Source organism: Acinetobacter qingfengensis (genome assembly GCF_008693185.1).
Classification (GTDB): domain Bacteria; phylum Pseudomonadota; class Gammaproteobacteria; order Pseudomonadales; family Moraxellaceae; genus Acinetobacter; species Acinetobacter qingfengensis.
Window position 1 is genome coordinate 351,526 of sequence record NZ_VXKN01000002.1, and the last position, 13,145, is coordinate 364,670.

Annotated in this window: 17 protein-coding genes; 11 read left to right on the forward strand and 6 right to left on the reverse strand. The window is 37.9% G+C overall.

Translation table 11 applies throughout. The features are described 5' to 3' along the window. The first annotated feature begins 138 nt into the window (after positions 1 to 138). Positions 139 to 1,014 carry an ATP-binding protein gene (locus tag F4V57_RS04195; protein ID WP_070069502.1) on the forward strand — a complete coding sequence of 292 codons (876 nt, stop codon included), beginning with the start codon at positions 139 to 141 and terminating at the stop codon, positions 1,012 to 1,014. Between the two features lie 31 nt (positions 1,015 to 1,045). Here the strand turns inward: F4V57_RS04195 and F4V57_RS04200 are convergent, their stop codons facing one another. Next, the gene (locus tag F4V57_RS04200) at positions 1,046 to 1,444 is read right to left on the reverse strand and encodes a MerR family transcriptional regulator (protein WP_070069503.1); all 399 of its coding nucleotides are present in this window, start codon (positions 1,442 to 1,444) and stop codon (positions 1,046 to 1,048) included. Between the two features lie 71 nt (positions 1,445 to 1,515). On the opposite strand from F4V57_RS04200, the gene F4V57_RS04205 reads away from it, so the two are divergent. Continuing rightward, positions 1,516 to 2,148, forward strand: a complete 633-nt coding sequence (locus tag F4V57_RS04205; protein ID WP_070069504.1) for a cation transporter — start codon at positions 1,516 to 1,518, stop codon at positions 2,146 to 2,148. A 52-nt stretch (positions 2,149 to 2,200) separates the two neighbouring features. On the opposite strand, the gene tsaD is transcribed toward F4V57_RS04205, so the two are convergent. Beyond that, positions 2,201 to 3,217, reverse strand: a complete 1,017-nt coding sequence (tsaD, locus tag F4V57_RS04210; RefSeq protein WP_070069505.1) for a tRNA (adenosine(37)-N6)-threonylcarbamoyltransferase complex transferase subunit TsaD — start codon at positions 3,215 to 3,217, stop codon at positions 2,201 to 2,203. A gap of 147 nt (positions 3,218 to 3,364) precedes the next feature. On the opposite strand from tsaD, the gene rpsU reads away from it, so the two are divergent. Then, positions 3,365 to 3,580 (forward strand): 30S ribosomal protein S21, encoded by a 216-nt coding sequence (gene rpsU / locus F4V57_RS04215; protein WP_070069506.1) that lies wholly within the window; start codon positions 3,365 to 3,367, stop codon positions 3,578 to 3,580. 24 nt (positions 3,581 to 3,604) lie between these two features. After that, complete coding sequence (locus F4V57_RS04220; protein WP_070069507.1) at positions 3,605 to 4,051, forward strand: GatB/YqeY domain-containing protein; 447 nt, start codon at positions 3,605 to 3,607, stop codon at positions 4,049 to 4,051. Between the two features lie 93 nt (positions 4,052 to 4,144). On the opposite strand, the gene F4V57_RS04225 is transcribed toward F4V57_RS04220, so the two are convergent. Then, the gene (locus F4V57_RS04225) at positions 4,145 to 4,528 is read right to left on the reverse strand and encodes a hypothetical protein (RefSeq protein WP_070069508.1); all 384 of its coding nucleotides are present in this window, start codon (positions 4,526 to 4,528) and stop codon (positions 4,145 to 4,147) included. 304 nt (positions 4,529 to 4,832) lie between these two features. Between F4V57_RS04225 and rubA the strand changes: the two genes are divergently transcribed. The 4 genes from rubA (at position 4,833) to oxyR (ending at position 8,176) form a co-directional block, all read left to right on the forward strand. Continuing rightward, positions 4,833 to 4,997, forward strand: coding sequence for a rubredoxin RubA (rubA, locus tag F4V57_RS04230; protein WP_070069509.1), 165 nt, complete (start codon positions 4,833 to 4,835; stop codon positions 4,995 to 4,997). 68 nt (positions 4,998 to 5,065) lie between these two features. Beyond that, positions 5,066 to 6,232: an NAD(P)/FAD-dependent oxidoreductase gene (locus F4V57_RS04235; protein ID WP_070069510.1), complete on the forward strand. Its 1,167-nt coding sequence runs from the start codon at positions 5,066 to 5,068 to the stop codon at positions 6,230 to 6,232. 51 nt (positions 6,233 to 6,283) lie between these two features. Continuing rightward, entirely contained in the window at positions 6,284 to 7,237 is a 954-nt protein-coding gene (locus tag F4V57_RS04240; RefSeq protein ID WP_070069511.1) for an alpha/beta fold hydrolase, read from the forward strand. A gap of 6 nt (positions 7,238 to 7,243) precedes the next feature. Next, a complete protein-coding gene (gene oxyR / locus F4V57_RS04245; protein WP_070069512.1) occupies positions 7,244 to 8,176 on the forward strand; it encodes a LysR family transcriptional regulator OxyR in 933 nt (310 codons plus the stop codon). A 54-nt stretch (positions 8,177 to 8,230) separates the two neighbouring features. On the opposite strand, the gene F4V57_RS04250 is transcribed toward oxyR, so the two are convergent. Beyond that, entirely contained in the window at positions 8,231 to 9,139 is a 909-nt protein-coding gene (locus tag F4V57_RS04250; protein WP_070069525.1) for a LysR family transcriptional regulator, read from the reverse strand. A 108-nt stretch (positions 9,140 to 9,247) separates the two neighbouring features. Here F4V57_RS04250 and F4V57_RS04255 point away from each other — a divergent pair, with 108 nt between their 5' ends. Both F4V57_RS04255 and F4V57_RS04260 read left to right on the forward strand, forming a co-directional pair. Beyond that, the gene (locus F4V57_RS04255) at positions 9,248 to 9,676 is read left to right on the forward strand and encodes a CidA/LrgA family protein (protein ID WP_070069513.1); all 429 of its coding nucleotides are present in this window, start codon (positions 9,248 to 9,250) and stop codon (positions 9,674 to 9,676) included. Between the two features lie 36 nt (positions 9,677 to 9,712). Then, positions 9,713 to 10,396, forward strand: a complete 684-nt coding sequence (locus F4V57_RS04260; protein WP_070069514.1) for an LrgB family protein — start codon at positions 9,713 to 9,715, stop codon at positions 10,394 to 10,396. A 167-nt stretch (positions 10,397 to 10,563) separates the two neighbouring features. On the opposite strand, the gene F4V57_RS04265 is transcribed toward F4V57_RS04260, so the two are convergent. Together F4V57_RS04265 and F4V57_RS04270 are read right to left on the reverse strand one after the other, a co-directional pair. Continuing rightward, positions 10,564 to 11,520 carry a 2-hydroxyacid dehydrogenase gene (locus F4V57_RS04265; RefSeq protein ID WP_070069515.1) on the reverse strand — a complete coding sequence of 319 codons (957 nt, stop codon included), beginning with the start codon at positions 11,518 to 11,520 and terminating at the stop codon, positions 10,564 to 10,566. Beyond that, positions 11,492 to 12,196 (reverse strand): hypothetical protein, encoded by a 705-nt coding sequence (locus F4V57_RS04270; protein ID WP_070069516.1) that lies wholly within the window; start codon positions 12,194 to 12,196, stop codon positions 11,492 to 11,494. Before F4V57_RS04270 ends, F4V57_RS04265 begins: the two co-directional genes overlap by 29 nt. A gap of 276 nt (positions 12,197 to 12,472) precedes the next feature. On the opposite strand from F4V57_RS04270, the gene F4V57_RS04275 reads away from it, so the two are divergent. Continuing rightward, on the forward strand, positions 12,473 to 13,144 hold the full coding sequence (locus F4V57_RS04275) for a YoaK family protein (RefSeq protein ID WP_070069517.1): 672 nt from the start codon (positions 12,473 to 12,475) through the stop codon (positions 13,142 to 13,144). Position 13,145: the final 1 nt, after the last annotated feature.

Sequence of the window (13,145 nt, forward strand, 5' to 3'; positions counted from 1 at the left end):
ACAATTTTTCCCTATATGATGTGAGCCATAGACCAAGTCAATGTCTAGTGTGTCTTACTATCTATAAACCGGACTGGATACACAAGGACAAAAGTGCTTAAATTTGCATACAAATAGTTTTTTTTGGAATAATAAAATATGGCAAGCATCGAATTACCTGACGAGTTTTTGCAGTTACTACAACAATTGGCTATTCAGGTGCAACAACAACTCCCCCCAGTACGCAGTGCCCCTGATTTTACAGCTCCGGCTTATTTCTGGAAAAATCAGCAACTCAATTCGATAAATTCTCCAAAAAAAATTCATCTGGATGATTTAAAAGGTATTGAAACGCAAAAAGAAAAAATTGTAAAAAACACCCTGCAATTTATTAAGGGATTGCCAGCCAATGACGTGCTGTTAACTGGTGCCCGTGGTACAGGTAAATCCTCACTGGTACGTGCTTTATTAACAGATTATCAAGATCAGGGATTGCGTATTATTGAGATTGAACGAGATGATTTAAAAGATCTACCGCTAATCCGCGAACAAATTAAAAATCGTCCGGAAAAATACATCGTGTACTGTGATGATATGGCATTTAATGCAGAAGATGAAAATTATCGTAGTTTAAAAAGCGCACTGGATGGTTCATTACAATCAGGAGCCGATAATATTTTAATCTATGCTACATCCAATCGCCGTCATTTATTGCCTGAATTTATGCATGAAAATACACCTGTGCGTAAAGTCGATGTTCCACAATATACCGAACTACACCCACAGGAAGCCATTGAAGAAAAAATATCTCTTTCTGACCGTTTTGGATTATGGTTATCTTTTTACCCAATGGATCAACAGCTTTATTTGGAAGTTGTACAACACTGGTTAGGTCAGGACAATGTACAATTATCGGATGAGGCTCGAGCTGAAGCATTGCGTTGGTGCCAGTTACGTGGTCAGCGTTCTGGTCGTGCAGCCAGTCAATTTGCCAGACATTGGATTGGACAAACACAGTTACAACAACAATCATAAAATACAAAGCAGGGATAAATGATTTTCCTGGTCATTTACCCTGCTCAAAATGTTTAATAATTGAACAGGACTCAATGGTTCCAACCGTTGTACAAGAGCTACGAATATCCAGTAATTTTTCTCTAAATTTCTGCAATTGCATGATTTTTTGATCAAGTGCAGTAATATGCTGTGTGATTAAATCATTGACTGTATGACAACACCTTGCCTTATCCTGCAATAAGAAAATTAATTGTTCAATTTCAGCAATAGAAATATCCAGATCACGGCAGTTTCGAATAAAAAGTAAACGCTCAAGGACTACATCATCATAAAAATAATAGCCATTTTCTGCTTTTAATGTAGGTTTGAGTAAACCTTTCTGCAGATAAAAACGTATTGCATCAGTTGTTGTATTGGCCTTTTTTGCAAGATCAGAAATTAAATACATATTTACCTCTTGACCATGGGGTTACACCATTGTTTTAAATAAGTCTATTCCATCGAAATGAGCGCGTAAACATGGCTTGCTGTTGTACTCCACCACCTGCCCCAAAACATGATCATAAATTTAAAATTGTTTTATGGTTAGCATTAATTTTAAATTTAACGATGTTTCTCGTTGAAATTCTTGGGGGACTATACACACACTCCTCTTCACTTTGGGCAGATGCATTGGATTTTTTTGGCGATAGCGCAAATTATGCTATTTCTCTAGCAGTTATCGGTTTAAGTTTGTACTGGCGAGCAACTGCGGCATTAATTAAAGGTTTAACCATGTTAATTTTTGCAGGGATTGTTATTGGAAAAACAGTTTTTGCCTATTTTCAAGGTATTCCTCCAGAACCCATTGCTATGGGTATGATTGCGCTTTTAGCACTTGTGGTCAATATTGTCTGTGCACTCTTGCTTTATAAATTTAGAAGCGGTGATGCCAATATGCAATCTGTCTGGTTATGTAGTCGCAATGATGCAATTGCCAATATTGCAGTCATTTTTGCTGCTATCGGAGTATTTGGCACAGGGAGTATTTTACCTGATTTTATTGTTGCCATGATTATGGCAGTTTTAGGGATTAGTGCAGGAATCACCATTGTACGCCTAGCAATAAAAGAAAGAAAAGGACAAATTTCTACAACGGATCAATGCTGCTAATTTTTAACAATGAGTAAATCATCATCATTTACTCATTGTTTATTTAAAGTAATCAGGGTTTTGTAACTAAACTTAATTCTGTCATCGGCCAACGTGGGGTTGTCGTTACTGCCAAATCATCTCCTTGCCCAGCTTTGAGCCGTTGATAACCTGCAAAAGCAATCATTGCGCCATTATCTGTACATAAAGCTGGTTCGGCATAGTAGACTTTCGCTCCCATACCATTTAATGATTTTTCTAGTTTTTCTCTTAAACGTTGATTGGCACTGACACCACCAGCAATCACCAGTTGTTTAAGCCCAGTATGTTTTAATGCTTTGATTGATTTTTTAACCAATGTATCAACAACAGCCTCCTGAAAAGATGCAGCAATATCTGCTTCACGCGATTGCCCTTGCACTGCTTTGATTTGGCTAGACACTGCGGTTTTCAGACCACTAAAAGAAAAGTTTAAGGCTTGGTGCATCAACGGGCGTGGAAATGCGAATGCTTCTGGGTCACCATTTAATGCAAGTTTGGCAATCTGTGGGCCGCCGGGATAAGGTAAATTCAGCATTTTAGCCACTTTATCAAAGGCCTCTCCTGCCGCATCATCAATGGATTCGCCTAATAACTCATACTCTCCTAGTGCATGTGCTGCCATTAGTTGCGTGTGCCCGCCAGAAACCAGCAATGCCACAAAAGGAAATTGTGGTGGATTCTTGGATAATAAAGGTGCCAATAAATGCCCTTCCATGTGATGCACACCAATTGCAGGCTTATCCAAAGCAAATGCCAACGTCCGTCCAAACAATGCACCTGTCATCAAGGCGCCCATTAGACCTGGCCCACGAGTGTAAGCCACTGCATCAATCTGTGATTTTTTTACATGACTTTGTAACAATAATTCATTCAGTAAAGGAATTAATTTTCGCACATGATCGCGAGAGGCCAGTTCTGGCACAACCCCCCCATATTCCGCATGAAGTTTAATTTGACTATACAACACTTGACCAATCAAGCCTTGCTCACTGTCATACAATGCCAGTCCTGTTTCATCGCATGAAGTTTCCAAGCCAAGTACAATCATGTCAAAAATGCCTATTTATACGGTTAAAATATCGGTAGAACCTATTATAGACTTGTATAAAACAATGTAAAAGCGTAAAATGCTGCACTCACTTACCGTAAGTACGTGGCGTACTTACATTATCGATCATCCAACAGAGGATTCTACATGCCACAAGTTAAATTGAAAGAAGGCGAACCAGTTGACGTTGCTATCCGTCGTTTTAAACGTTCTTGCGAAAAAGCAGGTATTTTGGCTGACGTTCGTAAACGTGAATTTTACGAAAAACCAACTCAAGAACGTAAACGTAAAAAAGCAGCAGCAGTAAAACGTTATCAAAAAAAACTTGCTCGTGAATCTGTACGTACAACTCGCCTTTACTAATTAATTTGTGAATTGAGAACTGCAATGACCACTTTAAAAACTCAAATTACCGAAACATTAAAAACTGAAATGAAAGCAAAAAACATGGCAGTTGTAACGGTGATCCGTGGTCTACAGGCAGCAATCAAGCAAATCGAAGTAGATGAACGTATTGAACTTGACGATAAACAAGTTCTAAATGTCATTGAAAAACAGGTTAAACAACGTAAAGAATCGATCAAAGCCTATGCAGGTGCTGGTCGTGATGATTTAGCTAGTAAAGAACAAGCCGAACTTGAGGTTTTATCTCAATTTCTACCAGAAGCTATGACTGAGGAAGAGCTTGATTCTCTCATTGCGCAAACAATTACAGCGCAAGAAGCAACTAGCATGAAAGATATGGGTAAGGTGATGAATTCTCTACGTCCGATCATAGCCGGGCGTGCCGATCCTGCACAAGTGTCTGCCAAAATTAAAGCAAAACTTGCTTAAATCTTCAATCTGGCTGTTCTACTATAATTATTCGTTATCATATATAACTTTTAGTGACCTTCCCCCACATGATATAAAAAAATCAAATTACACTTATTGATAATTGCAACTTACTCCTTGTCTTTTTAAAGTCTGTACCAATGGTTCAGCATTTACCTTATTGACAAAATCTGCTTTGCTCAACATGGCTCCCGGTCCTGTAAAGAGTTGTCGATTTATATCGTAAGCTGCAAAATTTTCGTCAATACTTTGTTGCATCAAAGCGCAATATTGTATTGTTTGTTGAGGGTTTAAATGCGTTGCTGATGGATCCAGTTGAGCAATGAATTGTTTTAATCGAGTAGCATGTTGTGCGTTAATATTTTCCATTAACTGTGCAAATTGATTCAGATTTCTAACCTGATAATTATTTTTTGCCTGCGCTAAAGAACTAATTAATAAACTCACTATCCCCAAAATACTGATTATTTTTTTCATTAGTGCATATTCCTTCCAGTTTTCATATTTCAAATATAACAATAGAGTTTAGCATAAGGTGTTTCAGCTGATGTAAACCACTATAAGAAAATTTTACCATTCAGGACACGACAACCTATTCAAAATATTTTTCATCCTTAAAACTTAACCCTCAGCATTACACCCAAGATTTATTCATAACAAGATAGATCATCTATATTTGCTATTTTTGAAGCTAGAAATCACAGCAGTACCATTCAACTTCCACTATACTAGTCTGATGATAGGCAGAGTTTTACCACCGAATCAGCGCACGGAGTAAGTTATGAAAAAATATCAATGTATCGTATGTGGTTGGATCTATGATGAGGCATTAGGCTGGCCAGAAGACGGTATTGTTGCAGGGACGAAATGGGAAGATATTCCTGAAGACTGGACATGCCCTGATTGTGGAGTGTCTAAAGCTGATTTTGAAATGATTGAGATTTAATGACAATACAACCACGTAGTTCAGTCTACGTGGTTTTGATAAAAATATTGACGTAATGGAGTAAGACAATGCATCCCATCATTATTATTGGTTCTGGTATGGCAGGCTATGCACTTGCACGCGAGTTTCGTAAGCTTCATCCAGAGCATAATCTCATTATGATTACTGCTGATGATGGTGTGAATTATTCCAAGCCCATGTTATCCAATGCACTGGCAGGTAACCGTTCTGCGGCACAAATAGCCATGGCTGATGCAGAAAAAATGGCAGCACAGCTCAATATAGAAATTCTATCGCATACATGGGTAAAAGAAATTGATGCGGCACAACACCTGCTGACCTTATCAGAAAATAAACAATTAAATTATAGCCAACTCATTCTGGCAGTGGGTGCTAATCCTGTTCGTCTGGCAATTTCTGGTGACGGTGCAGATGATATTTATGTTGTCAATAATTTAAATGATTACCATAAATTTCGTAATCATATCGATCAAGAAACACAGCATCGTGTTTTGATTCTGGGCGCAGGATTAATTGGATGTGAATTTGCCAATGATTTAACCAGTAAGCAACATCAGGTGACTGTGGTTGATTTAGCGCCACAACCATTAGGACGTTTACTACCGGAACATATTGCCCAACGTTTTCGTCATAATCTTGAAGAAGTCGGTATTCAATTTATTTTACAAACCACTGTAGAAAAAGTGAATAAAATAGACCAGCATTACGAAGTAACTTTGTCTAGCGGACAACGTTTAATTGCGGATGTCGTTCTCTCTGCAATTGGTTTACAACCAAATATTGAACTTGCAAAACAGGCAGGCATCAAAGTTAGCCGTGGTATTTTAACCAATACACGACTTGCAACAAATCTACAGGATATTTACGCTATTGGTGATTGTGCTGAGGTCAATGGAATTTTATTGCCCTTCGTCATGCCACTTATGCAACAAGCAAGAGCTTTAGCAAAATCACTGGCTGGACAACAAACTACGGTTCATTATCCGGCAATGCCTGTTGCAGTTAAAACACCAGCCGCACCTTTAACTGTATTAGCTGCACCACAAGAGATTGATATCAATTGGCAAAGTGAAGAGCTTGACGATGGCATGATTGCCAAAGCTTTTGATTTACAAGGAGCTTTACGTGGTTTTGTATTACTTGGTGCTACAGCAGCAAAACAACGTTTAACATTAACCAAACAAGTTCCGGATTTGATTGCCCTACAATCCTAGCTTCCCAATATGTTTTTATACAGCTTTTGCTGTTTAATTTTGAGATAAATTATGTCTACCACAGCATTATCATTACAGGCCTCTCCCTATAGTGCCTTTATGCAACAATGCACAGTTACTTTGGACAATGGTCAGACCTTGCATGTTGAAATTGGTGGTAACCCTCAACATCCGACAATTTTACTCATCATGGGCTTAGGAGGACAATTGGTACATTGGCCAGATGCCTTTTGTCGACAATTAATTCATGCCGGATTTCAAGTGATCCGTTATGATAATCGTGATATTGGACTATCCAGTAAATCGGATAATCAGCCCAATAAAAAGCTTAATCCCTATACTCTTATGGTTCGTTTCAGTCTGGGATTAAAGAATGAGGGAGCGCCTTATACTTTATATGATATGGCTGAAGATGCATCTTTACTCATCAATGCTCTCGGATTGGCAAACGTTCATGTAATTGGTGCGTCTATGGGCGGCATGATTGCACAAATTCTTGCAGCAGAGCATCCTGAGCAGGTTAAAAGTTTGGGATTACTTTTTACCAGTAATAATCAAGCATTATTACCACCGCCTTATCCCAAACAATTATTTAGCTTAATTTCACGGCCTCAGGGACAAACTGAAGAAAATGTGATTCGACATTCGCTTAAGCTATATAATATTATCGGTTCGCCAGGTCATATTAATCAGATCGAAGCGGCTAAATTTGCCCGATTACTGTATCAAAGAAATTATTATCCATTAGGTGCTGTACGACATTTTTTGGCAATTCTTTGCACAGGTTCGTTACAACATCTTGACAAACAAATACAACAGCCTACGATAGTCGTTCATGGTAGTCGTGATCGCCTATTACCACCAGCGCATGGTAAAGCAGTTGCAAAAGCGATTAAAAACGCAAAATTTGAACTTATCGATGGTTTAGGGCATGATATTCCGCCTTACTTTTTACCTAAAATTGTTCAATCTTTTGTACAACATATTCAAAACTTAACTCCTTAGGACATTATGGCTGCATTACCTTCTCTTCGTCAGCTTTCTTATCTCGTAACGTTATCAGAAACTTTGCATTTTACTGAAGCTGCTCGCCGCTCATTTGTGACACAATCTACACTCTCAGGTGGCATTATGGAGCTTGAACGTCTGTTGGGGGGCGTTTTGGTAGAACGCGATCGCCAGAATGTTCGCCTTACACCTTTAGGTGAACAAGTGGTCGCCCGTGCCCGTGTATTATTGGCGGATGCGCAGGATCTCATGCGTTTAAGTCGCGAAATGAGCGAACCACTCACTGGAGATCTTCATCTGGGTATTATTCCAACCATTGCACCATTTGTTTTGACACAATTGCTGGAAGCTGTGCATCAGGAGTTACCACGCATCCGCTTACATTTACATGAAGCACAGAGTGAAAAAATTATCGAACGTCTGGAGCACGGTAATTTAGATATGGTGTTTTTAGCACTTCCTTTTGATACACATGGTTTAAAAGTCAAAGAAGTTGCCACAGAACGCTTATATATTGTTTGCAATACACAAGATCAACAAACAACTCAGGCAAAAATACTGGATGATCTGGATTTATCGCGTTTAATTTTGCTAGAGGAAGGTCATTGTCTGCGTGATCATGCTTTAAGTGTTTGCCCAATTAACGAACGCAAAAATGACAATCGTTTAAAAGCCAGTTCATTACCTACTTTACTGGAAATGGTTATTGCCAATCTGGGCTTTACGATGTTGCCAGAAATTGCCATTCAAAATGCAAATCTTATGGCACATAATCAACTGGACATTCATCCGATCAAAAATCCACCAGAGCGTACTTTGGCTTTAATTACACGTAAAAGTACACCACTACATACAGAATTTGATATTTTACATCAAATCTTGGGAAAAATTTGTCAGACGATTCTTTCGGATAATGCCAAGCATTTAAGCCGTTAATTAAAAAAAGCTTCTGATTTTCAGAAGCTTTTTTATTTCTAAATCAATCAAAACTTAATCTCGTTTGATTTGACTAAAATGCTGCCTTACAACATTTAACCAAGCACTCACTGCTGGAGATAACCAGCGATTTTTTTTCCATGCCATAACCAAATGCCAGCGTATTTGTGGTTCAATCAATTCGACTGCGGCAAAACGTTGTTGATCTAACATATCGGTATAATATTTGGGTAAAAGTGCAACTCCCATACGCTGGTAAACCATATCGGCCAATAAATTCCACTGGCTACTTCGACAGATAATATTTGGCGAGAATCCCTGATCCTGACAGGCAGTTAAAATTCTGCCATTTAAAGAAAAATTTTCCTGAAATAATAAAAATGACTGATTTTGTAATTCTATCAATGCAATATTTTTACGCTGTGCCAGATTAGAGTCTGCTCGCAATACAACCATCAATGGATAATCGCATAATTCAATACGATAAAATACACTTTCATCAATCGGATCTAAAAGTACCCCAGCATCTAATTCGTTATGCAATAAGGCCTGCTCAATTCCTTTTGAACCTACTTCTAGAAAAGATAATTCCACATCAGGACATTGCCGATGAAATGCAAACAATGCACCTGTTAGTAATTGCCCACCCAAGGGTGGTACGCCCATTTTCAATGTTCCTGTCTTTAATGCCTGAAAATCTCTTACATCCTGAATTAAATTTTGCTGTTGTTGTAGTAATAACTTTGCCTGCTGATAAACTCGTTCACCAATTTCTGTTAATTCAATATGACGTTTACGCAATTGTTCAGATTTGAATAACAATGTAATTTTTAACTCATGTTCAAGCTGCTGAATATTTTTACTTATCGTCGGTTGGGTTAAATTAAGTTTTTCTGCGGCTTTGGTAAAACTTTTTGATTCTACCAGTGTCACAAAACATTGTAATAGTTTGAGCGAGAGCATAATCATTCACCATTCCATTTTAGAATAATTTTAAATGAATATATTCATAATATCTATCTACCAAGGATTTAAAATAAACCTATCAAAACACTTGGCTTAAATTTCAGCATGAAATATTTATTGAAACCCCAAACAAATTTGCAATTACTTTTTAAGGTAATTGCACAACTTGTATTACTCAGTGTGTTCTGGTGGTTGGGTTGTTTACTACATCAATTTGTTTTTCATAATATTTCTGCTGGTATTTTAGGCATGTTCATCCTATTACTGTGCTTATTTACTGGATTAATCAAACTGGAATGGGTTGAATTAGGTTCGCAGGCAATATTAAAAGAACTGGTATTGTTCTTTTTACCTGTGGTGGTGGCAGTTGTGCAATATAAATCATTATTTTTGAAGGAAGGCTGGCAACTTATTCTAAGTATTGGCGTAGGTACCATGCTGGTTATGGTAAGTACCAGTTTGTGTATTCACTATTTGTATCGTTTGCAAAAATATTTACGTGCTCGCAAACGCTTAAATCACTCTACACATTAATCCCCTATTCCTATATACCAGTCTGAGAGAATCATTATGAATATTTGGGCAATTGCTTGCTTGATCTGGACGATTGTTGCCTACATCATTGCAAAAAAAGTATATGTACGACATCCAAAAATGTGGTTATCTCCGGCCATTACCGTACCGGTTTTAACCATTATCTTAATGATTATCTTTGGGATTTCTTATCAAACCTATGCTCAAGACACTCAATGGATCGTTCAATTACTGGGTCCGGCAACCATTGCTTTTGCAATCCCCATTTATCGTTATCGGGAAACCATTAAACAACATATTCTGGTATTAACGATTGCCATTATTGTTGGTATGAGTATCGGGGTATATAGTGCTTATTTAATGGCACAAATGTTTCATTTTGATGCAGTAGTTACTGGTAGCTTGATGGCAAGATCGATTTCCACACCATTTGCAATTGTGTTGGCAGAAAATTTACATGGTTCAGCAACACTTGTGTCATTATTTACAGTGATTACCGGATTGATCGGCATGATTTTTGGCGATATGATTTTGGCCTTTTTTCACATACGCTCTCGTATTGCCAATGGCGCCGCATTTGGTAATGCTGCACATGGTTTTGGTACTGCCCGAGCACAACAAAGAGATACTGAAGAAGGTGTAATTGCCAGTTTGACTATGATTATTGCGGGTATTTTGATGGTATTAATTGGGCCGGGATTGATTCATTTATTTCTTTAGTGTTTCGCCTATTCATTTATAAATAACGATATTCTTAACTAAAAAAGTTTTTCAATAAAGTTCTTACGAAAATCATTAAATCCCCCCTGTGAAGGGGGAAGATAAAGGCTTTAAAGATACGTTCACAAAAAGTCTAATTAATTTAGAAAGCATTATTATCATCAAAATTAATTGACTAGATATCTGGCTTTTTTCCCTGTCAACTGCGCAACCAGATTATCATAAGCCAGTTGATTCATTGCCTGACGTGTTTGTAAAGTTGCAGAACCAATATGAGGTGTAATGACCACATTGTCCAGTTCAAATAATGGTGATTGCTGAAGTGGCTCATGTTCAAATACATCCAACCCTGCTGCAAAAATTTGTTTTTGTTGCAAAGCGTGAATTAATGCTTGCTCATCAATCACAGCCCCACGCGAAATATTAACTAAAACAGCATGTTTTTGCATTTTTGCAAATTGTGCATTAGATAATAAATGTCGGGTTGTTTCATTTAAATCTACCGTCACTACCACAAAATCGGCTTGTTGCAATAGTTCATCCAACGCTAAAAACCTGGCATTAAAAGCATTGGCAATTTCCGGTTTTTCTTGGCGTCCGTGATATACCACATTCATATTAAAACCATAATAACCACGACGAGCAATCGCAGCACCAATATTTCCCAAACCAATGATACCCAAGGTTTTTGCATGAATATCAACACCAAATTCCTGCGTTGATACAGTTTTCTGCCAATGGCCTGCTCTTGCCCAGCCATCTAGTTCGACAACACGTCTTGCTGCACTAACTAATAGCGTAAATGCGGTATCTGCTGTTGTTTCGGTCAGAACATGCGGTGTATGTGCCAATAAAATCCCTTTTTGTTTAAGGTAGGCAACATCATAATTGTCATAACCAACGCTGACCGTAGAAATAATTTCCAGTTGTGATGCCGTTTCGAGTTGTGATGCTCCTAACCTACGCCCAGCACCAATCATACCGTGTGCATACTGAACAGCATCACGAATTTGCTGATCTACATCACCCAACTTGGGATTGATTTTGACCACTTCAAATTGCTGTTTTAATTTCTCTTCAAATTCCGGAAAAATATTACTGAATATGACGACTTTCTTTTTCATCCACTGACTCGATATCGTAAATATAAGGGTATATAAGTTGCCATAATGACCGCTTATAATCTGCCGAATCAAGCATTTGTTGTAATGATTGTGTGATATGAAATTGTTTGAATTGCAAATTCTGTAATGGAAGCTGAATTTCACCTAACATGATTAATATCTTTTGCTGGTGTTCAAAGAAATACCCCTGTAAGTAAGTTTCCACCAGTTGATCATGCATCTCCCAGTTTTCAATCATCAATGGCCATTTCAATTGTTGTTGCGTTGCAAAGCATGCCTGTACAATACCTTGGAAAAGTTGCATTTCCTGTTGATTATTTATTTGTGCGAGCAAAAGTATCTGGTCATGGACCATAAGCTGATAATCAAAATAAATATTTTGCTGTAACGGTAAAATTGCCACAGCATCTTTTGAAACTCTATCCGTAATGACAGAAAAATCTTCGATAACAACCACATCGTCAATTTTTGGTGAAATTTTTTCTTTTACTAATGTTTCGGATGTCTGATCCGCTTGGGTAATGGAATGTGGTTTCTGTAATATTGATGCAGATTTTGGCTCAACCAGATGATCTCGCCACAAAATATCTGTACGATGCTGTATTGTCGGTGTCTGACGGTCTATCCACTGCTGAATGCCAAGCTGTTGCAAAATCAGTTGTGTACGTTGATGCATCTGGAAATGTAGGCCTGAATCAATGACTGGAATATGCTTAATGATCTAAAAATCAATCAAAGATCAATTTTTTAATATACTAAATCAATTACAAAATGATGAAAGCCTATTCTAACCTGAATGACAGCACTTTGCCGAATGATTTATGATGCAGAAGTAATGCTTTAGTAAAATATACAGCAAGGCATATTATTTTTATCATCTTATCAAAGATCAGCTATAACTTAACGCATTAGCGCTGAAGTTTAGGCGAATTTAAATGCTCGAGTAACTTAAATGCCTTTACAACAATTGCCGAACTGGATTCAATTCGGAGCTTTTTTACTGGCACTTAATGCCGGAATGATTAATGTACTCAGCTTGATTACAGTACTACATCAGTCTATTTCTCACATGACAGGAAATGTCAGTGTATTTGCCATTGCTTGGTCACATCAAGACTATCGCATGATGATCTATGTCTTGCTCGTTGTGATTTTTTTTGTGCTAGGTTCTTTTTATAGTGGATATATTCTGGGAGATGGCAATGTCCAACTGGGTCGCCGCTATGGTATTCCCCTAACTTTGGTCAGTTTATTTATTTTATTGTGCTGGTGCTTTATTCCTTATTTTCCCAGATATGCACTGTTATGGGCCGCAGCAGCAATGGGAATGCAAAATGCCATGGTCAGCCATTATCGTGGCACCATTATCCGCACCACACACCTTTCTGGCGTGCTTACCGATATTGGTCTGGCATTTGGTTATTTAGTACGTGGTTTAAAAGTTGATCCACGTCGCCTGCTTTTACATTTTCTCATTTTATCTGGTTTCTTTGTGGGTGGTGTGATCGCCACCATTATTTATAAATTCTGGGGAACTCATGCCTTTTTAATTCCTGCTATTTTAACTGCAAGCTTGAGTTTAACCTATTGGGCTTTATACTTACGGCAACATCCTTATCATTAAT